Annotated in this window: 22 protein-coding genes; 17 read left to right on the top strand and 5 right to left on the bottom strand. The window is 49.4% G+C overall.

Annotation, left to right across the window (positions count from 1 at the left end; genetic code table 11):
- The first annotated feature begins 43 nt into the window (after positions 1 to 43).
- The 3 genes from L0156_20320 to L0156_20310 are packed head-to-tail and all read left to right on the top strand — an operon-like array spanning position 44 to position 4116.
- Entirely contained in the window at positions 44 to 1090 is a 1047-nt protein-coding gene (locus L0156_20320) for a DUF6094 domain-containing protein (GenBank protein MCI0605336.1), read from the top strand.
- A 14-nt stretch (positions 1091 to 1104) separates the two neighbouring features.
- The gene (locus L0156_20315) at positions 1105 to 1689 is read left to right on the top strand and encodes a hypothetical protein (GenBank protein ID MCI0605335.1); all 585 of its coding nucleotides are present in this window, start codon (positions 1105 to 1107) and stop codon (positions 1687 to 1689) included.
- A gap of 33 nt (positions 1690 to 1722) precedes the next feature.
- The gene (locus L0156_20310; GenBank protein ID MCI0605334.1) at positions 1723 to 4116 is read left to right on the top strand and encodes an SNF2-related protein; all 2394 of its coding nucleotides are present in this window, start codon (positions 1723 to 1725) and stop codon (positions 4114 to 4116) included.
- A 133-nt stretch (positions 4117 to 4249) separates the two neighbouring features.
- On the opposite strand, the gene L0156_20305 is transcribed toward L0156_20310, so the two are convergent.
- Both L0156_20305 and L0156_20300 read right to left on the bottom strand, forming a co-directional pair.
- Entirely contained in the window at positions 4250 to 5350 is a 1101-nt protein-coding gene (locus L0156_20305) for a PLP-dependent transferase (protein MCI0605333.1), read from the bottom strand.
- 78 nt (positions 5351 to 5428) lie between these two features.
- Complete coding sequence (locus L0156_20300) at positions 5429 to 6154, bottom strand: DUF2071 domain-containing protein (GenBank protein MCI0605332.1); 726 nt, start codon at positions 6152 to 6154, stop codon at positions 5429 to 5431.
- A gap of 230 nt (positions 6155 to 6384) precedes the next feature.
- Between L0156_20300 and L0156_20295 the strand changes: the two genes are divergently transcribed.
- The 13 genes from L0156_20295 to L0156_20235 all read left to right on the top strand — a co-directional run bounded on the left by L0156_20295 (position 6385) and on the right by L0156_20235 (position 18307).
- Positions 6385 to 6522: a hypothetical protein gene (locus L0156_20295; GenBank protein ID MCI0605331.1), complete on the top strand. Its 138-nt coding sequence runs from the start codon at positions 6385 to 6387 to the stop codon at positions 6520 to 6522.
- A complete protein-coding gene (locus L0156_20290) occupies positions 6513 to 6701 on the top strand; it encodes a hypothetical protein (protein MCI0605330.1) in 189 nt (62 codons plus the stop codon). The genes L0156_20295 and L0156_20290 overlap by 10 nt, the downstream gene beginning before the upstream one ends.
- A 60-nt stretch (positions 6702 to 6761) precedes the next feature.
- On the top strand, positions 6762 to 7973 hold the full coding sequence (dnaN, locus tag L0156_20285) for a DNA polymerase III subunit beta (GenBank protein MCI0605329.1): 1212 nt from the start codon (positions 6762 to 6764) through the stop codon (positions 7971 to 7973).
- Between the two features lie 146 nt (positions 7974 to 8119).
- The gene (locus L0156_20280) at positions 8120 to 9346 is read left to right on the top strand and encodes a transposase (protein ID MCI0605328.1); all 1227 of its coding nucleotides are present in this window, start codon (positions 8120 to 8122) and stop codon (positions 9344 to 9346) included.
- A gap of 64 nt (positions 9347 to 9410) precedes the next feature.
- Positions 9411 to 9704: a hypothetical protein gene (locus L0156_20275; protein ID MCI0605327.1), complete on the top strand. Its 294-nt coding sequence runs from the start codon at positions 9411 to 9413 to the stop codon at positions 9702 to 9704.
- A gap of 75 nt (positions 9705 to 9779) precedes the next feature.
- Positions 9780 to 10775, top strand: coding sequence for a recombinase RecT (locus tag L0156_20270; protein ID MCI0605326.1), 996 nt, complete (start codon positions 9780 to 9782; stop codon positions 10773 to 10775).
- A 20-nt stretch (positions 10776 to 10795) separates the two neighbouring features.
- A complete protein-coding gene (locus L0156_20265) occupies positions 10796 to 11365 on the top strand; it encodes a hypothetical protein (protein MCI0605325.1) in 570 nt (189 codons plus the stop codon).
- Between the two features lie 54 nt (positions 11366 to 11419).
- Positions 11420 to 13654: a TonB-dependent receptor gene (locus tag L0156_20260; protein MCI0605324.1), complete on the top strand. Its 2235-nt coding sequence runs from the start codon at positions 11420 to 11422 to the stop codon at positions 13652 to 13654.
- Positions 13655 to 14080: 426 nt separating this feature from the next.
- Positions 14081 to 14335 carry a hypothetical protein gene (locus tag L0156_20255; GenBank protein MCI0605323.1) on the top strand — a complete coding sequence of 85 codons (255 nt, stop codon included), beginning with the start codon at positions 14081 to 14083 and terminating at the stop codon, positions 14333 to 14335.
- 18 nt (positions 14336 to 14353) lie between these two features.
- A complete protein-coding gene (locus tag L0156_20250; GenBank protein MCI0605322.1) occupies positions 14354 to 15088 on the top strand; it encodes an ABC transporter ATP-binding protein in 735 nt (244 codons plus the stop codon).
- Positions 15063 to 16283, top strand: a complete 1221-nt coding sequence (locus L0156_20245; GenBank protein MCI0605321.1) for an ABC transporter permease — start codon at positions 15063 to 15065, stop codon at positions 16281 to 16283. The genes L0156_20250 and L0156_20245 overlap by 26 nt, the downstream gene beginning before the upstream one ends.
- Entirely contained in the window at positions 16280 to 16849 is a 570-nt protein-coding gene (locus tag L0156_20240; GenBank protein ID MCI0605320.1) for a DUF3299 domain-containing protein, read from the top strand. The genes L0156_20245 and L0156_20240 overlap by 4 nt, the downstream gene beginning before the upstream one ends.
- Before the next feature lie 399 nt (positions 16850 to 17248).
- On the top strand, positions 17249 to 18307 hold the full coding sequence (locus tag L0156_20235; GenBank protein MCI0605319.1) for a hypothetical protein: 1059 nt from the start codon (positions 17249 to 17251) through the stop codon (positions 18305 to 18307).
- 122 nt (positions 18308 to 18429) lie between these two features.
- Here L0156_20235 and L0156_20230 read toward each other — a convergent pair whose 3' ends face one another.
- Positions 18430 to 19491 (bottom strand): hypothetical protein, encoded by a 1062-nt coding sequence (locus tag L0156_20230; GenBank protein ID MCI0605318.1) that lies wholly within the window; start codon positions 19489 to 19491, stop codon positions 18430 to 18432.
- Positions 19492 to 20476: 985 nt separating this feature from the next.
- Here L0156_20230 and L0156_20225 point away from each other — a divergent pair.
- Complete coding sequence (locus tag L0156_20225) at positions 20477 to 20938, top strand: hypothetical protein (GenBank protein ID MCI0605317.1); 462 nt, start codon at positions 20477 to 20479, stop codon at positions 20936 to 20938.
- Positions 20939 to 21005: 67 nt separating this feature from the next.
- Here the strand turns inward: L0156_20225 and L0156_20220 are convergent, their stop codons facing one another.
- Both L0156_20220 and L0156_20215 read right to left on the bottom strand, forming a co-directional pair.
- Complete coding sequence (locus L0156_20220; protein ID MCI0605316.1) at positions 21006 to 21926, bottom strand: hypothetical protein; 921 nt, start codon at positions 21924 to 21926, stop codon at positions 21006 to 21008.
- 95 nt (positions 21927 to 22021) lie between these two features.
- Positions 22022 to 22603, bottom strand: a complete 582-nt coding sequence (locus tag L0156_20215) for a hypothetical protein (GenBank protein ID MCI0605315.1) — start codon at positions 22601 to 22603, stop codon at positions 22022 to 22024.
- Positions 22604 to 22631: the final 28 nt, after the last annotated feature.

Raw genomic sequence — 22631 nt, 5'->3', positions numbered from 1 at the left:
ACCGGTTTCTGTTTTTCAACTCTTAAAACTTTTCAAAAAGAAAATGGCAAGACTCGCATCACAAGCAAAACTCGGGTTCTATCCAACACCACCAAAGACTCTCGAACTGATCTGTAAGATCGTCAAACCGGAAACATCGATCAGCGAGAAGACGACCGTTCACATCTTTGATCCATGCTGTGGCGAAGGTGTGGCGCTGGCAGAAATCGGCAACGCGTTCCGCACACAAGGATCGGACGTCGCATCTTACGGCGTGGAGATTGATGCCGGAAGAGCTGCGAAGAGTCAAAAAGTACTGGATACTTTCGTAAACTGCAGCATATTCGATCTAACGTGCACCAGGGAGACCTTTTCACTGCTCCTCCTTAACCCACCCTACGATTTCGATTATCGAACCGGCTTGCGCAGCACACGGCTTGAAAAAACGTTCTTCAAAGAGACTGCGGATTACGTTGCCCCGCGGGGCGTGATGATTCTCATTGTGCCCGTAAACGGGATCGATGGTTACATGGCAAAGAGTCTGACCTATCGATTTGAAAACATCAGAGCATTCAGAATGCCGGTCGAGGAGTTTCAAGAATTCAATCAGATCGTAATCTTCGCAACACGAAAAATAAAGAGCAGCTTCGAAGCCGAGACAGCACAGCAGCTCATGGAACAACTCTACAATTCTCCCTTTCTGGGCAAAGAGACAGTTCAGGATTTTCGTTATGCGGTTCCCGCAACAGCCGGGCCGCGTCTATTCAGGGATTCTCATCCGACAGTTGATGACATGATCAAGGATATGGCCCACTCGCCGCTCAACAAGCAGATGCAACGAATTCTACAGTCTCCTGAGGAGCTGTCCGCAGTGACTCCTATCATGAGGCTCAGACTGGCTCATCTTGCAAATCTGCTGACTGCCGGGTTCATCAACGGCTGCGTGACAAACGGCAACGAAACGATCGTTGTGAAAGGCTTCACCGAACAGCTCACTGAAACACGCACTGAACAGGTTGATGCCAGCACAGTTAAGGTAGTGGAGACCAGTAAGGCGCGCGCATGCGTTCGTTACTTCGATTCCGAAGGCACGCTCTACGAAGTCCGGTAAACGTCCATCTCTCTATGAAAAACGTTATCTATCAAGGGATTGCTGCGTATGCGGATCAGTTTGCCGTTTCCAAAGAAGGAGGTCTCTACTTTCTATCTTTGTACGGCAACACTCAAGCAGTAAATGGGATCCTGGCCGGAATCGTGCAGCACAGCGCTATAGAAGTTCAACTTGCGGGAGAACCGTTTCAAAAGCTCCAGCCATACGCACGAATAGACAATAGCAAAAATTACATCGCCGCAAGACGCAACTGGGCAGAAGACTCTAAGACGCACATCAAATCCGTGCCTTTGTCCTGGGGACGCTGTCACGGTGTTTTCTGGGATGACAGGTGCGTGCTGCGGCAAACGAAGAAAGACTTCGTTGTCATCGGAGCTGACGAAACAGATTCACGCAAAAGGATCTTCGCAACTCTATCGGCACGCCCGATACCGCTGCTTGAGTCCTGGCAAGATGTCCTTTTCGAAATACTGAAAGAAGATGGAATCATTACAGATCTGCTTTCCTACGGTTGCTGCGCTTACGCCTTCAGCTACCAGGAAGAACGCATCCTGGAGCTTATCGGTGATGCAATTCGTTCGAAGTCGATCAACATCTGAAAATCTCAACTGACTGCGAACCACGATCAAACCATGCTGCAACGAAAAGAAATATCACTCAAGTCTTTTCTGGACGACTGGGCCGAACGGCTCGGTGAAAAGGTACTCCAGCTTGTAAGTCCTCTTCACGATCCGCTGGAAACCAACGACAACTGCAATCAATTTGAGCCCAGGATCGCTGAGGTGCCTGCAAACAGAACCCCTCTCCCTGCGCAGAAAGAAGTAATCAAAGCTCTGGCAAAAGCATTCTACATGTACGGGAAAAAGTCCCTGGTTCTTGTTGGTGAAATGGGAGTCGGCAAAACACTCATTTCAATCATAACCAGCACTCTGGCACCTGTTTCCGAGCGAGTTTTAGTGTGCTGTCCTCCGCATCTTTGCCCGAAGTGGGCTGCGGAAATCCTTTCAACGGTACCGAACGCGCAAGTCATCAGCCTCAACGTCAAGGACCCTATCAGCACTCTTACTAAAATCCTGGAGGCTGAAAAGGGGCGAATCCCGGTCCGGCCTCAGTACTACATTATTAGCAGGGAAAAAGCGAAACTCTCCTATCATTGGAAGGAAGCGTACAACGTTCGCCGTGTAGAGAATGGGCAGAAAAACTATGCCTACCTGCACTGCCCCAGATGCGGTTTCCGTATCACCGATACAAACAAAGAAGGGACGTCAGAATACGTCATACCATTGGGCCACACAGACCTGCACAAACGTAAGCACTCCTGCCAGGGAATCATCGGATATCGAATTTACAGAACCGACGGCGTCATCGAGAAAATCAAATACCGGAGAGTGCCCACTTCCTATAAGGTGAAAGAAGATGGAAGCGAACGCGCGGAGTCAATCCGCTGCGGCTCGCCGTTGTGGACAGCGATCCCTAAGATTCGCCGCATGTCGCCGGCTGAATTCATCAAGCGCAAGATGCGAAACTTTTTCACCTTGGGCATATTCGATGAGTGCCATGAACTGGAATCGCTGAATTCGCTGCAGGGAAACACCTTTGGCAGGCTGGCTTCGTCAACGAGGCGGATTCTAGCTTTGACCGGGACTCTGACAAATGGCTATGCCACTTCGCTATTCGCACTCCTCTACCGTATGGAACCGCGAAAAGTGAAAGAAGCAGGCTTTGAATATGGAGCAGAAACCGAGTGGATGTCGCAGTATGGAGTACTGGAAACTGTACGGTACATCGATGCAAATGATTTTCGCAGCGGACGGGGGAAAACAAACGATAAGATCGTCCGCCGGCGACCCGGTATCTCTCCGGTCGTTCTCCCGAAATACTTGCTGGACAAATGCGTGTTTCTGCGTCTAGCAGACATCAGCGAAGCGCTTCCGAAATATTCTGAACAGGTTGTTTCCATTCGCATGGCCGAAACCCAGCAAAAGGCCTATGAAGAACTTGCACGGAAGTTTAAGGAAAGGCTCAATGCGAGTGAGGGCACTCCTCCCATGGCCTTACTTTCGAAAATGTTGATGTCCCTTTTGAGCTACCCCGACTCGGCGCCACTCTCCGGTGAATATGTTGTAGTAACGTCCCGTGACGGAGACGAAAAGGTGGAGATCGCCGCGCCCCGGCTTGATTCTTCGATTAGTTATCCCAAGGAACAGGCACTTATCGATAAGATCTGTAGTCAAAAGAACAAAGGCAGAAAAGTGCTTGTCTTTTGTTCATTCACCGACACGCGGGATATCATTCCCAGAATCCAGCTGAAATTGGAAGAAGCCGGACTTTCAGTTGCAATACTGCGGTCCACAACGGTTAAACCTGAACAGCGCATTCGATGGTTTGAAGAACGCGAAAAAGAAAATGTTGACGCAGTGATCTGCAATGCCGAGCTAGTCAAGACAGGCGTGGATCTCTACTCATTTCCAACTTGCATCTTCTATCAAACGGGATACAAACTCACCACACTTCGTCAGGCAGCCAGGCGCGCCTACCGCATCAATCAGACGCAAGAAGTAGAGGTGCTCTTCTTTGCATACAGAAAAACGCTGCAAGAAGAATGTCTTGCGCTCATGGCTAAAAAGATGGAAGCGGCCCTCATCGTGGAAGGCGAACTGCCGGATGAAGGAGGACTCACTTCACTTTGCGATTCGTCAAACACGCTACTCGAAGATCTGGTCAGGTCACTTTCAACAGACATCCGAAGCGGATCTGCAGAAGAGGCATGGAAACAGTTCCACAGAAAGGAGATCGAAATCGCGAGATCCATTGGGTCCATTGTCGCGCAACAAGATCTCCAGAAAACTGAAGCCGTTATCGAACTAACGACCCTTGGTTCGCGTGAAATAGAACAAATCCAGCCTGCCAGGGCAAAGCTGATCCGGTTTCACCGTTCGAAACTAATTGAAGTTTCAGAAATAAACGACTTAGAAGAACTGCCTGAAGATCAAAAAGGCACGATCGTGCAATTTACGTTGTTTTAGCAAATCGCTCTGTCTTCCACTGTTAGGTAGCGAGGTTACAAAGAATCGGACGTCGAAAACAGATCTATTGTAAATCACCACTTGTTTGCATCGGATTTGAGTAGTGCCCCGAGCCTGTACAACCCCAAAATGCTCAGGGGGCGGATGAGCGCATCGCCGAGTCGAGATCGGCTCTAAGATCATTTGCATCCTCAATGCCAACACTAATTCGTAGGAGCGACGGCGGGATATGTTCCTGGCCCGGAATCGCGGCTCTTCGTTCCATCGTTGATTCAACTCCACCGAGACTTGTGGCGTAGCGGATGAGTCGGGTTCGTCGGCAGACAGCATCAGCGACCTCCGATCCGCCAACTACATCGAAAGAGATGACGGTTCCGAATCCCTTGAGTACACGCTTGGCGACAGCATGCGTTGGGTGCGAAGGCAGGCCTGGGTACCGGACGCGAGTGACCAGCGGATGTGTCTCAAGCCACGCTGCAAGCATCATTGCGGTTTGCTGGGCTCGTTGCAATCGAAGCGCGAGCGTTCGGGCGCCGCGAACGGCGAGAAACGTCTCGAGCGTTCCCGGTGTGGCCCCGGTTAGCTCCCGGCATTTCCTCAGGGCGTGCCACAGTGCAACGTCTCTTGTCGTAGCGACTCCAGCCAGAAGATCCGAGTGGCCACCGATAAACTTGGTTGCCGACTGCAGGGACACCGTTGCACCAAATTCAAGCGGTTGCTGATTTAGTGGGGTGGCAAAAGTATTGTCCACGGCAACGATCGTCCCTTGCTTGCGTGGTGCAGTGCAAATGGCCTCAAGGTCAGCCACCGTGAGCAGGGGGTTAGACGGTGATTCAAGCCAAATCAGATCCGCGATGGTGCATGCACGAATCCAACCCGCCGTATCATCAACGGGAATAGGCTGCACTGACCAGCGTCCCTTCTCTTCTCCTGCGGCTACCAGGCCGGCAACGCCTTGATAGCAGTCATCCGGTAGAGCGACAACGGTACCAGTCACAAGCTGATCGAATACTGCGGCGATTGCAGCCATGCCCGAGGCGAACGCCACAGCTTTACCGGACTCAAGCCCGCCAACAATTATTTCGAGGGCCTCCCAGGTCGGTGTACCATCATCGCGCGAGTACTCGCGCCGACCGCCGATGATAAAGTTTGATGCGGGAATCAGTGGTACGTTCAGCGGTGCACCGGGTTCAGAGTCGCGGCCGGCCGATACGAGCCACGATTCCAGTTTGATTTAAGATCTGTGCTCATCCATTGTCCTAATTACTCCCAAGCAACAGTTTCGTATGCCGCGGAGTCGCCGTGGGTAACATTATATATACATGTCATCTGCGCCATGCCATTCGTGAAGCAAATTTTTCATCAAAAGAGCGCAGTCAAACTGGACACTTCCAATAGGAAATTTGTTCGGATCGGAGAAATAGCTTGAGCAGACCGCGTTGACAGATAGTGGCTGGACTTTCCAATTCTGAGTGCGCAAAGTGAGGCCATCAAGGCGATTCTGATTCCCCGTAACTGAATATCCAACCGAACCAGATTCAAAAAAGTCGGATGCTTCTTGCAAGTTTGAGAAGACTGAGCCCGGCGGCATATGATCGGATACGCTTCCGGACATCTTGATATTTACAACTCCGTCATCCGATGAAACTTCTACATCTATATTGTCCTGCAATTCGGAAACACAAAAAGAAGCGCGATTATGTTCTCCGGGGAAAAGTCGACCGCCAGCCAGAGTATTTATTAATGAATCGGTATCGCGTCGAGGAATGAACACTCCTTCTCGCAAGACGCCATCTTCATCTTCCCAAATTACCGCAATGCGATGAGCGGCATTTTCGCTGCTGATTCCAAGTATGGTGGGGATTCCTTTGGGTCTGATATGTTCCAATTTAATAAGACATATTCCCGCAATGGCATATCCCTTCTGCAATTTGGGCCTAAACGGCTTGGGCAAATGTTGTTGTATGACGGCTGGATCAATTCGGAAATTCACCAAAATCCTTCGATTGATAATGCCTGTAATTACGGGAACTCGCATAACTTCTACCTGAATCGCAGCAGTAAGCAATTGAAGCACAATGCTCGATGAGTGTTGCCCACACGAAGATGATAACCGATAACAATCTCCCTTGCAGCCCGGCTTTCGAACAGATTGTGCTTTCAGATATGAGCCTACAGATCGGCGTCAAGCTGTAACGCAACGACTCAGGCTTCCCGATTCTCGCTTTAAAACACCCAAAAACTTTTCTATCAAAGGAGCCCAAGAATATGCAAACCGATAGAGATCTTCTTACTGATCAGGAAGGACGTGTTACAAGATTGATCGGCAGGATCGCTAAGGATGCAGTTGGTTCAACATGTCTTCCAGTATTGCTCTATCACGAAATGAGGAACTTATGGCCGTGAAAATGGATGAACTTCCGCCAGAACTGAAACGCAAAATCGGAAAGAAGGTCGGCATTCAGCGAGAGCAAATCATCAAGGTCTCTGCCGCAGTCGTCCGCGCATGCGCTGAGAGCGGCGAGTCTCTTGCCATTCAACGAAAAGCTCTTGAGCTCGCGTTGAGATGGCTGAAAGTGCGATAACCGGATTCTGATTTCCCGCCTTAAAGATCCAGGACGTTTTCTTGAACGGAGTAAATGAACATGCAAACAGATGAAAATCTTCTTCTTGATAAAAATGAAACACCAAACCCGACAGCCAATATGAAGAAGGAACCACAACCATCACCGGGCATGCAATTCCAAGTACAAACCGAGCTTCTGCTCAAAGAGCTTCAATTGCTTGTACCCTTGGCTGATCAGAAATCTACTACGCTGCCAGTCCTTCGCAACGTCCTTATCTCTGCAAAGAAAAGCACGATTCATCTTGTCACATCGAATCTCGAGACCGCAATGGAAAGCGAGATCCCAGCAGAAGTAACAACGGAAGGTCAAGTCACAGCTGATGCGAAGGACCTCCTACGAATTCTTAGAGCGGCCGGCGAAGTCGAATCGATTGAGCTGAGCGTGGATGTTGAGCATCAAACGCTCCATGTGGAATTCGACTCGACCGAGTTTGAGCTTCCTACGCTTCCGCCTGATGAATTTCCTGCTCTCCCTTCTATTACAAACAAGAAGTCAATCACCGTACCGACCGAGGTTCTGAAGAGAGGCATCGGGGCAGTGCTTTTTGTAATTCCAGCGGAAGATATTCGCTATGCTATGAACGGTGCGCTCGTCAAGTTTGACGGCAACAGCATAACGTTTGTCGGGACCGATGGACACCGCCTCGCCTTTATCAACCCAAGGACCGACTCAACAATTACAAGGGTGGAGAAGGAAGCAATCATCTCCGGGATTGCACTGCAACAACTCGCCCGCCTCATTTCAAATTGTGACGCAGAAACTGTGCAATTCACTCTGGAGGCATCGTACGGTCTCTTCCGGATCGGTTCGCGGACATTACTATTTCGATTGATCGAGGCCCAGTTTCCAGAGTACGAAAAATTCATCAGCCTTAAAAACCCATTCGCTGCCGTCCTCAATACATCAAACTTCATACTGGCCTTGGAAAATGTAACTGTGATTGCAGGTGGCCGCACACCGATCACTGAATTGAATATCAAAAATTCTCAGCTTGAAGTTACGTGGTGCGGTCAGGATGGGAGCAATGCGGCGACAACTATTGCAGCAGTTTATCAAGGGGAGGAAATGCAAATCGGTTTCAATTCGAATTACCTGCTGGAATTCCTGCGCAGCATTGACTCAGATGAAACAGTCATTGAGCTCAGCACGAATACGACAGCGGCGCTTTTACGACCCAACGGTGGTAATCCCGATGGCCAAAAATACGTCGTGATGCCGATCAGACTCTAGGTCTAGGATCCCACCCCCACATCAGCTATGCTCCCTTTCTCCAGAAAATCACCTTTAGAACGAACCTGACACTCCAGTCCTCGATGAACTCTGCAAACCATGATTGCACAGCAGTGAGCATTTCCAGGCATGAACCGAATAAAACAATGCTTAAAACTAAGAGAAGCGTTACCTACAGGTTGTACCCTTCAGTAAAGCAGGAGGCTGCTCTGCAATCTCACCTGCGCCTTCACTGCGAGCTGTATAACGCCTGCCTTCAGGAGAGGCGGGAGGCTTTCAAGCGTGGTGTTTGTCTAAGTGAAGAAATGCAGGTGCGCCAGCTGCCGGAGATTAAGAAACTGCGACCCGAACTGAAGGTCTTAGGAGGTCATGCCTTTCAGGAAACGGTCCGGCGGGTGGATCTTGCCTTCAAGGCGTTCTTCCGGAGAGTGAAAGCCGGACAGACACCTGGATATCCGCGATTCAAAAGCAGCAGCCGATATTCCGGATGGACCTACAAGAGCCTGTCCAACTGGAGATTTCGCTCGGATGGTAAACATGGCCGAATCCGAATGGACGGAATCGGAACAGTCCGCATACGCGGCAAGGCGCGCACAGTCGGGAAAATCAAAACCTGCACGATCACGCACAAGGCTGGACGGTGGTACGCATCAATCGTGATGGAGTGTCAGCCAAAACGGCAAGCCGGTAGCGTTGACCGGGGCTTTGACTGGGGAATCGAAAGTTTCCTTACACTGAATGATGGATCAAGAGTCGCAAATCCGCGCTTTCTTGATCAAGCCAAGCAGGCGCTTTGCGAAGCCCATCAAGAACTGTCCCGCAAGAAGCGCGGCAGCAACAATCGCAGGAAGGCAGTGCGCAGGCTCGCAGCGCTTCATCGCAAGGTTGCGAACCGCCAGAATGATTTTCTGCATCAGGTGTCCTCGCGCTTGGTTGAATCCTCTTCCCTACTTGCAACCGAAAAGCTCTCTCTAAGAAACATGAGCCGATCCGCGCGCGGGTGCGTCAAAGAACCAGGAAAAAACGTCCGGCAGAAGTCCGGGCTGAACAAACGCATTCTTGACACCGCACCGGGCAAATTTCTTTCAATGCTTCAATACAAAGCGGAAGAAGCTGGTATCGAACTGGTAGAAGTGAACACCCGCAAAGCAAAGCCATCTCAGACATGTCCCTATTGCGGAGCAGTTCGCAAAAAACTGCTTTCCGAACGCATACACATTTGCCCCTGCGGGGCCAGGATGTCAAGAGATCAGGCCTCGGCTCAGGTCTGCTTGAACCATGCATTATTTGGAGCCGGGAACCGGCCCAGTGTTGTCGCAGTTCAGGCGGCATACGAAACTGCCACCGATCTTTTCAGTATTGGTGGTCGGTAGTTCATGATATCCGGTACGCGACGAATGAACCTTCCCTTACGCATCAGACTCTGAAGGTGCCATCATGCTTCGAATCGAGAGGATCAACATGGAATCGATCAAGATTCAGGGAAAAAGAAAACTCAATCAAAGAGCGACCTTACTCCTTCTTCAGAAAATTGAGGAACTTCGCACAGCGCCTGCAGCCACACTTGAGCCAGGTGAGCACAACGAAGAACATGGCTCACTTTTCGTCAAGTGGAACATTTTAAAAGATACACCCTATTCAAGTGTCTGGCAGTTTCACGTGACCATTTACCATGCTGCATCCAAAACCGCCATTGTAGATGGGATTTTCTACAGAAGAGAGGAAAACTAAAAACGCCCTGTGGAAACTCCACGTCCAACACCAACGGTTTTGGGTCTTGAAAACTTTCCAAAAAAAGGAGAAGAAATGATTCAGGAAAATAACGGTCAATTTATTGTCGATGAAAAATTTTCTGTTTCGAAAGCGAACGGCAAGTACGTTTGCGCATGTGGTAAGCCGAGATGTCCCCATCTTGCGCAAGTCAGCGCATACCTCAACCAGAATACGAAAAAGAAATACGCTGGTGTAACCACAACCCCGGGCGTTTCACATGCGACCATCCAGAGTCCGTACGGTTCGGAGGAAGTCCAGGCATTGCGTTTATTGAAAGTGGTTCCGGAGAATGCGCCTCCAGCAGCACTGTGGCTCCTTCACAGGTACGCGGTCGACAGCGGTCTTTCACCATTCAAGAGACAAATCTACCTGCAAGTTCGAACGGTGAACGACGAACCATCCTACAGCGTCGAACTCGGCATTGACGGGTTGCGAGCTGTGGCAGAAAGAACCGGAACCTATGCCGGGAGTGACGATGCGATTTTTGAGTATGACAAATCCGGTCAAGTCCAGAAAGCAACTGTGACTCTTTGGAAGATTGTCAAAAACATTCGTTGTCCCTTTACCGGATCAGCGAGATGGATCGAATTCTGTCCGCCCGATAAGCGAGCATTCATGTGGCGAAAGATGCCGCATGGCCAACTTGCGAAGTGTGCCGAAGCGCTGGCTCTGAGAAAAGCGTTCCCGAATCTCGGTGGATTCTACATCAGCGAAGAAATGGATCAGGCGGGAGAAATCCTCAGTGCTGCCGAAGCGTCTGCAGATCTTGCAAGGAAAACTGCGCCAACACCGACATCAGCACGGCAAGATAAACCCACCGAACAAACAGTGCAAGTTAGCGAGCCGGTGGAGCCTCCCCATTTAAAACCGCTGAAAACCAGCATCGCAACCCTTTGCGCCAAGCTCTCGCTGAACGCTGACGAATGGCTCACAAAGGAATTCGGTGTTGCACTCGATCAGTGCACAGCAGAGATCGCCGCACTGGCAATCACGAGGCTCACTGAGTTTCGTGCCAAGAAAACCGCATAGACCAGCGGAGACCATATAAAATGTTTCCCGAACTGCTGAACGAAGCACGCAGAGAATCCTGGTTCTTTGCTGACTACCGTCCAAGGATCAGTCAAAATGGGCGATGTCTGCGCTGCTCTGTATATGATCGTCTAGGATACCAAGAGGAAAAAGAACCGCTTGATCCTGAATCCATCGCGAAAATCGAAGAAGGACGCCTTCACGAAGAGGACATCAAACAAAAATTCGCGTTGCTAGGATGTCCACCGATGGACTGTCAACGCGATATCTTGATTCCGGCGAAGACGCACACGGGCCTCATCAAAGGGAAGATTGATTTCTGCATATGGATCGATGAAACCGGGCTTGAGCACGTGCGCCAGCGCGGCATCCCTGTTCCGCAATTCGTAACGCCAGGCAAGAAGCTTGTCGAAGCGAAATCCATAAGCCGAATGGGTTTCGATTTCCTGGGCGAAAAGCCGATGGAGGCTCATGAAGCGCAGGCCATCACATATCTCCACAAATTGATCGAGGAGGGAGTCTATCAAGCGATAGTCCTCTATAAATGTCGAGATACCGGCAGATGGAAGGAATACTCTTCCCTCTTCTAGATACCCTCTGCTTTTTTGAGGGCATAATTCATTTACTTTTTGGCGGAGTTATTTATGTTGAGCAATTACAAAATTATTCCCATTTACTTGTTTGTTTTGTTTTCATTTCTAATCAGTCCATTGGCCGTTTTTGGACAGCAACAGCAATCCGGAAGCATTTCGGGTAAAGTCACCGACAAAAGTGGAGTTGCAGCAGCGGATGCGGAAGTCTCGATTGTCGAATTGAGGCGTCGTACGAAAGTGGATGCTGAAGGCAATTTTCGATTTGCCGATATCGCATCGGGCCGTTATTTAATTGAAGTAGTCAGTCCAAGATTTGGCAATGTGATTGAAACGGTGCTGGTCAATGCGGGCCAGGAACTAAAACTGGAAATCACCGTTGACAGATTGGTCCATCGTGAAGAAGTTGTTGTTTCCGCAGGCCCGGAAGCGCGTTCAGGGGCGGAAGTGTATCAGCCTGTGGAGGTGTTATCCGGCACGGAGTTGACTGAGCAACTGCAGCCCACGATTGGTGAAACCCTTTCCCAACAAGCGGGGGTCAATTCCACTTATTTTGGTCCGGGAGCAAGCCGTCCTGTAATTCGCGGGATCGGTGGAGATCGCATCAGGGTTTTAGTGGATGGTATCGGCGTGGGTGATGCTTCAACCACCAGTCCCGATCATGCAGTGAGTACTGATCCGGCATCCATGGAGAGGATTGAAGTAGTACGCGGACCAGCAACACTCCTGTATGGCAGCAGCGCCGTTGGTGGAGTCGTCAACGTGTTTGATGGCAGAGTTCCGTCCTATCGCACAGATAATCCCGTTACAGGATCTTTAGAATTAAGCGGCGGATCCGTTGCAAATGAGTGGTCGGTCGCCGGGTCTGCAACCGGAACAGCGGGACCTTTCGGATGGCACGTTGACGGGGCGAAACGCGACGCAGACGACTATAACATTCCAGGGTTCGCTCTTGCTGATCCTGAACCAGGCGAGGAAGGGGTTTCCGGCACTTTAGTAAACAGTAATCTTGAGGCCGACTCCGAGGCAGTTGGTTTCTCCTACATAGCGGATCCGGGGTTCATCGGATTCTCTTACTCGGCGTTCAACACAAACTACGGCAATCCTGCTGAAGAAGAAGTGCGCATCGATCTCGAACAACGGCGTTTCGATGTTCGGGGAGAACTTCGTCAACAGTTTGCATTTCTTCGGGGTTTGAACCTGAGAATCGGAACAACAAATTACGAGCATGTAGAACTGGAAGGTCCCGAGGTCGGTACACAATTCCTGAATGACTCCTGGGAAACTCGTATCGAAGGAATCCAGAAGAAATACGGGGCACTCACCGGAAGTTTTGGCATTCAAATTGCGAACCGCGAGTTCTCTGCTCTGGGTGAAGAAGCGTTCGTCCCGCCTACGGATACAAACAGCTTTGCTCTGTTTGTTTTTGAGGAAATCGGCAGTGGGCCGGTAAAGTTTCAGGCCGGTGCCCGTTATGAAGATCAGGAAGTAACTGCGCAAACGGAAGGAGTCAATAATCGAAATCTCAACGGATTTTCTCTGTCCGGCGGAATCCTGTGGCTACCCAACGAAGACTATTCTCTCTCCACCTCTGTTGCGCGGTCTGTAAAATTGCCCAACGCAGAGGAACTGTTTTCCAATGGCCCACACCTGGCGACGAACGCTTTCGAAATTGGTGACCCTAATTTGAACGAAGAAACAAGCGTCGGAATCGATATTTCAGTTCGCAAACGCACGGGGCGAGTAACCGGAGAGATTAGCTTTTTTGTAAACCGGTTTAATGATTTTATCTTCGACCAACTCACGGATGAGATCATAGATGATCTCCAGGTTTTCCGTTTTGTTCAGGCGGATGCGCAATTTATTGGCGCTGAAGCCCATGGCGATATCGAGCTATACCATGTCGAACCGCATCATATTTCGCTTGAGCTTGTAGGAGATTTTGTGCGGGCGGAGCTCACCAACACCAACGAACCCTTGCCCCGCATCCCTCCTTTTCGTCTTGGCGCCGGAGTGAAGTATGAGGGCAAGTCCTTTTTTGGAAACATAGGGCTCCGGTATGTAGACAATCAGAGTCGTGTGGCTCCCTTTGAACAACCGACAGACTCCTACACGATGCTGAACGGAAGTATTGGATATCGTCTCTTTGCGGGCAGGACGGCCCACGAGATCATTTTGCGAGCGACAAACCTTACTGATGAGGAAGCGCGCAATCACGTTTCCTTCTTGAAGGATCTGGCACCTCTTCCGGGACGCGACTTCAGGATCGTTTACAAGCTGGTGTTCTAATCGGTTTATTTACCGGGAGAAGAGTGTGAAGCTCCAAGGGCGCATTACGGCCATTGCCCTACTAGTCTCTTTTGCGATCAGTGGCGTTGCATTCGATTTGCATCGTCACGCGGAAGGTCCACCGCAGTCATGCCATGCAGGTCTTAGCAAAAACACAAAGCAGATGGAAGAAGGCAGTCGTATCTGCACCATCTGCTCGCTTGCGCGGCATCGTGTATCTTCGCCGCCAGTGGAACTTTTTGGAGCTCCTCTACTTGTTCGATGCTCCCAACCGCCTGTACTGCATTTTCAAAGTCTCATCTTCCCTTACGCGACGTCTATTTCGCTTCGAGGTCCACCAGCCTTCCTGAGTTAAGCCGTTTTTTGACGCTTCCCGTCTCAAGCGACGGGATCGTTTATTAACACGAGGTTCTCAAGGAGGGTCTTATGCAAAAGATTACGCATTCTCTTACGGCATTGCCCGGCACTGCACTCTGCATCAGTGCCGGGGACGTTTTGCTGGATGACATCGATCCGGTCACACGGCTGCATCGTCCCGGACTTTCAAAGACTTTAGTGTTCAAAACGCTTGGGTGGCTCGCTGCGGACAGCCAATGTACACGGCATCCATACGCTAGCGTACCGGCCGGTTCGCCGGGCCGCCTTGAAATTGGTAAACATGAATTTTTCGTGTGGTTCTGATTAAGGAGGATGCTCCAAATGAACGAGACAATTCACATTGAACAATTGGAGTTTCGATGGCCACACCAGGATGCTGCGCTTCTGAAGATCCCATCTCTTGAAATTCCGAAAGGAGAAAGATTGCTGCTGAAAGGACCGAGCGGTTCAGGAAAAAGCACATTCCTGAATCTTGTGGCCGGTCTTTTGGAACCCAGTCAAGGTGAGATTCGCATTCTGGGAACGGCTTTATCTCAGCTCAAATCGTCGCAGCGGGATCAGTTCCGTGTCGATCACATGGGTTTCATCTTTCAAACATTTAATCTGATTGCCTATCTATCTGTCATCGATAACGTAACGATACCCTGCAGTTTTTCAACCACACGTCGGAAACGTGCCGAGGCATTCGGTTGTTCATTGGAAATAGCAGCCAAAAAGTTGCTTCATTCTTTGGATCTTGATTTTCGCGAAGTATCCGGCCGGCCCGTTACGGAACTGAGTGTCGGGCAGCAACAACGCGTTGCAGCCGCAAGGGCTCTGATCGGAAGACCGGATATTATGATCGCCGATGAGCCGACTTCAGCTCTTGATGCTGAGCGGCGCGAGAATTTCCTGAACCTTTTGTTCGAACACTGCGGCTTAAACGGGACCACTCTTCTCTACGTAAGTCATGACGCATCGATTGCGTCTCATTTCAACCGTCTTATCGACATCCGTGAATTTCATCGAGCCGATGTAAAGGAGTCAAGCCATGCTTCTCATACGCCTGTCCGCTAGAAGTCTTTTCAACAGAAAATTGACAACTCTTCTGACTCTCTTCTCCGTTACAGTCAGCGTAATGCTTTTGATGGCTGTTGAGACGATTCGTATGACAGCAAAAGAGAGTTTTCAAAGCACAATCTCCGGAACAGATCTTGTTGTCGGGGCTCGCAGCGGATCGATTCCACTGTTGCTGTTTTCTGTTTTTGGAATCGGCAATCCGGAGCAGAATCTTTCCTGGAAGACTTACGAACACTTTGGCCAGCATCCCGAAGTCGCTTCTGCTGTTCCGATTTCGCTTGGAGATTCTCACAAAAGCTATCGTGTTGTTGCCACAACGCCGCAGTACTTCAGCTTTTACGGTTTTTCCGATGACCGCGCACTCTCCTTTGATCAGGGTGCGCCGTTCGCGGAAACGCAAGAAGCCGTGATCGGTTTTGAAGTTGCGCGCAAGCTCGGCTATCGACCAGGAAGGGAGATCCATCTATCTCATGGAACGGCAGAAGTAAGTTTCGAGCAGCATGAAGAGCATCCCTTTGTAATCCGTGGAATCCTGCAGCAAACGGGAACGCCTGTGGATCTTGCCATTTTTGTTCCGATTGAAGCAATGAGTCTTCTGCATGAATCTCGTAGCGCCGGCATCCTACCGGAAGAATCCGAACAGGAACTTTCTGCGTTCTTTCTCAAATTGCGTTCTAAGATTTCCGTTCTTCAGATGCAACGCGAGATCAACGAATACGGAAACGAACCGCTCACCGCAATCATTCCTGGAAGAAGCATGCAGGAATTGTGGAAAATCGTTTCTGTTTTGGAGCGGGCTTTTCTTGCTGTGAGTTTTGTGACTTTCATTTTAAGCCTGACCGGTATGTTTCTTGTTTTCATCACGACTTTGACTGAGCGGAAACGAGAGATGGCGATTCTACGGACGGTCGGCGCCCGCCCGTGGTTCCTCGCGTCACTTCTATTGAGCGAAGCCGGACTGCTTGCTGTTGCAGGCTCCGGACTCAGCCTGATTCTCCTTCAGGTTATTTTCGGCATAACAGGACCCTGGATCGAATCGAAGCTGGGCTTGCAGCTCGCTTTGACCGGCTTCCTACCGGTCCAGTGGAAATTCTTATGTGCGGTAACCGTTGCTGTGGTTCTTTCTGCTCTGACTCCCGCGTTGCAGATCTATCGAGATTCTTTAAACGAAGCACTTACGGTGAAGCTATGAAGAAAAGAAAAAAGAAGAATGGCAATGGAGCGATTGTCTTCCTTTGTTTAATCCTTGCTTGCTACTTGATTGCCGGCTACTGGAAGAAGTTTAAGGAGATCGATGCGGCGGAAAAGACAGATATTACGTTCGAAGAAACACCTTCACCCACAAAACCAAAACAGACGGTTCCGGAATCAAAGGACGATGGCATCCCAAGATTGGGCTGGAAAGATCTGGAAGGATTGGATTATCTGACAGGAAAGATTTCCCCGGAAATTCAAAAGCTGAACAACCACAGCGTTAAAATTCCCGGGTACATCGTTCCGTTGACGGATGATCTAGATTCCTTCAACGAATTCTTGATTGTGCCCAATCCGCAGGCATGCATCCATTTCCCGCCGCCTCCTCCCAATCAAATGCTGTATGTGAAGACGAAGAAAAACCTTCCGATCAGCATCACGTTTTATCCATTCTGGTTTCAAGGAAAACTGGAAACAGTTTCAACCATCAGTGAATTCGGAAAAGTGGGCTACAGGCTCACCTTGCAGAGACTCGAAGCTTACAAAGCGAAACAGGTTATGTGATGAACTTTGTTCAAATTGTGCGCCAGACCGCACCGGTATGAAAAGGGGTTCGCGATCTTTTTATCGAACCAGCAGAACGGTTCGTCAGGGCAAGCGTAAGATCCGTTACCACAAGCTCCGAAAATATCGAAAGGTAAACATTCCTCTTCTTATCTTAAGCCTTCTGATCATAATTCTCCTGGCAATCCTGTTGGCTCGATCCCATCATCACGAGCCAGAGGTGTTGGATTCGGACGATAATACCAGACTAGACGCAGTACACTGATGCTTCACTCTAGTTTTTTTCTAATAATAAGGACTAGCGCTCGCGAGATCCTCCTGCGAACTCTGAGCTCTTCGTGAAGTTGAAACCAAACCGGGCAATATTGTCTCGGATCTGCCTCGGAGGCTGAGGCGTTGATGAACCTCCGCAGTTTGAAATCGAACGGTTTCCTGGTTTCATTTCTCTTGCTGCTGTTGTCTTGTGTGAGGAACTCTGTACCGGATCTCGCCATAAAGAACCCTCGTGTGCGGCAGCGCATCCCGATTCTCATTAACCTGGCCGAGCCGTGGGACGACGCAGAACGTGAGTACTCCGGCGCTGCCGTTTATGACGATTCCGTACTCTTGATGCCGCAGTATCCACACCGCGTCGGCAATCGGATTCCGATGTTTCCGATCAAACCTTTTCTAGTCTCAAGCCCGGATGAGGTCGAGCAAACTCCGCGGGCCGTTCCATTCGATGATGATGGCTTGGCCAACAGCATTGAGGGATTTGAGGGATTTGAGGCGTTTGCGTTTCTGGGAAACAATGTATTTGTTACCATCGAGTCCAATCAATCAGGCAGGATGATGGGATACCTGGTCCGTGGAAGGATGATTCTTTCGGAATTGTCTCCCTCCATCAAATTGGATGCTACCACCCTTATAGAGTTGCCGCCCCGCGCCAACCTGGCCGACATGGCTGATGAATCAATCGTGATACTTCCCACCGGAAGACTACTGACATTCTTCGAAGCGAACGGTGCAAATGTTGTTCGGAATCCGTCCGCATACTTGTTCGATATCACGGGCGATACAATAAAAAGGCTCCCTGATGTGCCGATTCCAAGCATCGAATATCGTCTTACCGATTGCTCTCCGGCGGATAGAAGTGGCCACTTCTGGTGCATCAATTGGATGTATCCGGGTGATGAAGCGAAACTGAACCCTGCCCGGGACGCTTTTGCTGAACGCTGGGGTATCGACAGCTCACAGTCAGACGCATGGAGAGCCGGTAATAAATTAGTTGAACGATTGGTGGAATTACAGTTCGACGGAGCGACAGTTCAGGCGACCGAGAATTCACCCATCTATTTAAAGCTTCGTTCTGATGGACTTCCCCGAAACTGGGAAAGTCTTGCCTTTGTGCCCGAGCAGGGATTTTTTCTGGCAACCGACAATTATCCGAAAACTCTATTCGCTTTTGTTCGCCTGTAGATCATTGGGGTACTCATTATATTCCTTCCGCGATCTCGTTCCTGTTAACTAAAATCGACGCCGATAAATCTCACGAAAGTATTAGCACTCAACGTAGGACTACACCGGGAAGTGTGGTTAGTTCACCAAATTCCGAAACCGACGCCGGAAATAATCCTGAAACTGGTCTCGTGCTGAATCCCGTTTGGATCATTCACAATAGGAATTCCTACGGAAAAATAGACGGACCACTGTCCTGACATTCCGATTCTCATTCCTGGAGAAACATAAACAAGATTTCCTCCGGTATTTGGATCCTCAACGCCAGCAATTTTGTGAGCTTGTTGCCACTCACCGTTCAATTCCAGGATAAGATCCCAGACAAAGTGGGGATGAGATTCATGCTCATGCTCAGTATGATCATGATTGTGCTTTTGATTGCCTTTCCATCGATAAGAGAAACCGACATTGTAATGAAAGAGGTCACCCAGTTCGGTTTCCTGCGAGCCCTTTGTAGTAGCAGTGTAGAGTACATTCGAATCCACCGAAGTTCTAGACAGCTTCCTGGTAAATGCAAACCCAAGCAGTACGTCTGTTGAGCCTGAACCCGGCTGGTGTTCGGTTTCAAAAATGTTTCCTTCCGAGTCTTTCTCGCTCTTTGAGCCGGTCGAAAATTTCACTCCTGCGAGAAGCGCCAACTGGAGTGCAGATTCGTCCGTGTTTATGAAACGATACTGTCCGAACACTAAAGCATCCCCGATTCCCCTCGCATCGCCCCCATGAATCTCCGCTTCCTCACCATGCCCCGTTCCTTCCAGGGGTTCCTCATGTCCATGATCTTCAATTTCCGCTTCCCGTATGTTGTTTCTGGCTACATACGGAATGCGAAAACTGAGCGAAAAATTGTCAGTGACACCATAGGCACCATTAAAGAACGGGGTCAGCACGGAGCTCGTGCTGTGGACATGTTGATCTTCTTCAGCAAACTCAATGAGTTCCTCATCTGTAAATGTCTTCAGATTGAGGTATTCCAGACGTGAAGAGAAAGACCACTCCCCTTCGGCAAGAGTTGTCGCACTGACAGTGATAATAGGGCCTGTTGAATCGGCGCCGAATCCTGCCGAAGGATGATCCGCAACGGCCGCTCGCGATATCAAAAGAAGGAAGCAAAAGAAAAAAGTAGAGAAATAACAGGATACACGCATAATGACACTCCTTTCCTAGTCTTTGAAAGTTTCGAAAATGTTTATCAGGTTAAGAAAGAAGCAGCTTCGGCGGAGGAGTTGAATCGTCTGATAACGGAAAGTCCGGTACAGTCATCAAAACAGGTCTGGAAAATTCTCTTATGGATCCTTGGTCCTTTACGACAGCAGGCAGAATAGCATGAAATGAGAAAAGGAGATCCTTGTCATTATGATTGCACGCAGACTTCAGAACGCACATGTTCTCATTGGCTGATCTATGACACGACGCAGTTGAAGCAAGATCTTTGTTCGCCTCACTCTTAGTTCTTGCATTTCGGATAGGGCAGAAATGGTCTTTGCAATCGCTGCAACACGGTCGATCATCCAGTACTTCCAGGGAAGAAGCGACAGACAGGAAGCTCCAAACAACTAGAAGCAGGAATCCTGTCTTGTTCATACCGGTCATTTAGTATATTCATGTTTTCGCTTGTTTGGAATATCTAAGAAGTCAGCCCCCTGAATCAATCTCATTCTAGCGGGCGACATTTTCGACGATTTGAAATTCAATCGCTTGCAGCACTGGCACTGGGAAGTATTGAGCCGCTTGCGCAAGATCTCGGATCACTGCCAGGTAATCTGGATACGTGGCAACCATGATACCGTTTCAGCCGGCACAATGTCCCATATTCCGGGAGCTCGTGTGCGCAGCAGCTTTTCATGGACGGCTCATTCGAAGATACCGCAGGTAATCCATTCCGAAGATACTTGACGTCCTACGATCGAAAATCCCTCAATGAGAACCTCAATCAAGAAATTAAGAATCCAATCAGGGATTTGACGACTTGATCGCAGGACCTTCATTCAGCGTTCGGCATCGTACGGGGTATAATGCAACCGTGCCTCAAAAGAGCAATATGGCTAAAAATGAAGCAGTGTAAGTAGTTCTAGTTCATGGCGGTTTTGTCGATGGCTCAGGTTGGGAGGCAGTTTATAAAATCCTCGATCGGTGAATCCTAAGAACGGCCTACCCTGCCGACAGATTTTTGTGGATTCGCAGCGCCGCTACAAGCTTAAGGAATTTCGGCAGTTCGATGTAACATCAGCCACATTCACGGGAGTCAAACAATGTGACGCCAAGCGATTTCCAATGACTGTGCCCCACGGCCGTCAACTTCCAGCAAAATTCATACGTGACCTGGAGAGCAGCGAGAAGCTAAAACGGCTCTGTACTTCACAGAATCTTCCGGAGTTCGTCAAGAACGGCGAGCACAACGGAAGCAATCGAGATTTCTCCATTGCATTGATCCTCACATGGCGGGGATACAGACCAGAACAAATCGGCTCAGTGCTTCTAGCCGCTCCGTACTTCAAGAAGTTCGCCCGATCTGAAGCGTATCTTCGGTTTACGATCAACCGGGCTTTTCAGGCAGTGCAGGCTGCTCGAGTCAAGCCAGTTAGAGTTGCCTGAACAGCAATCTCCAAAGATGGGACCGATTCATTTCGCTTCGATTTCACAAAACTTCTCTAATACGGTGTTACTCGAATCCAAATATCCGTGAAAGGATTGCGGGCTGCAAATATTCAGACAAGGGATGATCTCCAAACCGGTTCTTCAAATCTTTCTCCAGGATCTCTCGGTATTCAACTCGGTCCGGATCTCTTACATGCCGATATAAGTAAATAACCGCGAGTGATTCGACCTCTGAACCTTCAGGATCCTTCCAGTAGTCTCCGCTGAACTGAGCTTGGAAGATTAACGAATCGGTCTCGTTATTGATTTCCAAATCTCCGATGCTGTCATCGAACGACTCCGGATCGCAATGATGATTCTTTTCCCGGCACCAGTCCTCGTCTGAATAGAGCTGCCTCATCTTTTCGATATGTCCAAGCCTGATACGCTGATATGGTTTCAAGGGATAAATCTCTCTTGCTGACTTTGTAACGGGATTGTACAGGGAAATAGCCGCCGGATGTGTCGGAGCAAAATGGACTTCGCTGTTGTGATAAACCACAGTTTCATCATCAAACATCGCGAGAGGCCAGCCATAAAGAGCTTTTCGGAACTGCAGCTCTTTGGTGAAAATCAAAGTGCAACCGGCAGAAGGATTGATATGAGTTTCCAGATGAACGAAGTTTTTGGAATATTGAATTCCAGTAATTGCATTTGAGCCAAAGCAGTATTCGGATTCCCTCAAGTTCAGTTTGGTTTCAAACCATTGCAGCTTTCTCCGGTCAAAAAGCACAACATGGATTTCGGGATCAGCTCCGTGAATGAAATATCCTACGCAAAAGAAGTCCTCAGTATCTGAAATCTCCTGGCCCAATATCGGGAGATCCAAATCCATTAATGGGACATAATCGAAACCGTGCTCCTTCAAAACATCCCTCAAGGTCGTACTCCATAGTGGGGTGACAAACAATGCCGTTATCAGGACTGCAAGACCAACGATTTTCATCTTTCTAGTCTATCCGTACCGTATTCAGAAAAATCAGAAAACACCTGACTGGGGCCGAGAAGAATCTTCATCAAGGCCAACCAGTCAGGCATAGGTCAAGCTATCAGCTTGGAGTCTGTTGGAACACTCGCACCGAAATCCAAAAGGAAATCAGAGAGCTTCCTCAAAATGACTTCCATTGGAAATCGATCCACATTACCAAGATTGAAGAGGGAGACTCCCCAACGCCTGGCAAGTCGAATCATCTGGCCAGTACCGCCGATATCTCGTCCTTGAGGAGTCCAGCATAGAACGAATTCCACTCGTGTTCTGTCGGAGAATTCTTCTCCGAGAAGAATCAAAGTGTTTCGTGCATGTAGCCGGCGCACGGCGTCCGGGATTGTTTTCCAATACGGATGTAGTTCACTCGCGAGATCAAATGCCATCTGCGGCAATGAATGGAATGGCGAACCGTGGCCATTATAACGGGCCCACGGCAGGTACACTCGTTTCGTGCCGCGAGCTTTATCCGCTCCTTTTTCAAACGCAGAATCTGCCCCTTTGGCCGCGCCTGATCTCAAGGTGAAGCCACCCAGTGCGAGGTAGTAAGCAACAAACTCCATGATTTTGAGTATGTTTACCGGAGTGATGCGAGCACCAACTCCAGCATAGCTCCTTGCAGAAACCAAAGGCATCATGCGTATCCTCCTTTTGTTCTCCTGCCTT

Source organism: bacterium, from assembly GCA_022616075.1.
GTDB lineage: Bacteria > Acidobacteriota > HRBIN11 > JAKEFK01 > JAKEFK01 > JAKEFK01.
The sequence above is the reverse complement of the archived record's forward strand: the minus strand, read 5'-3'. Positions and strand labels throughout refer to the sequence as shown.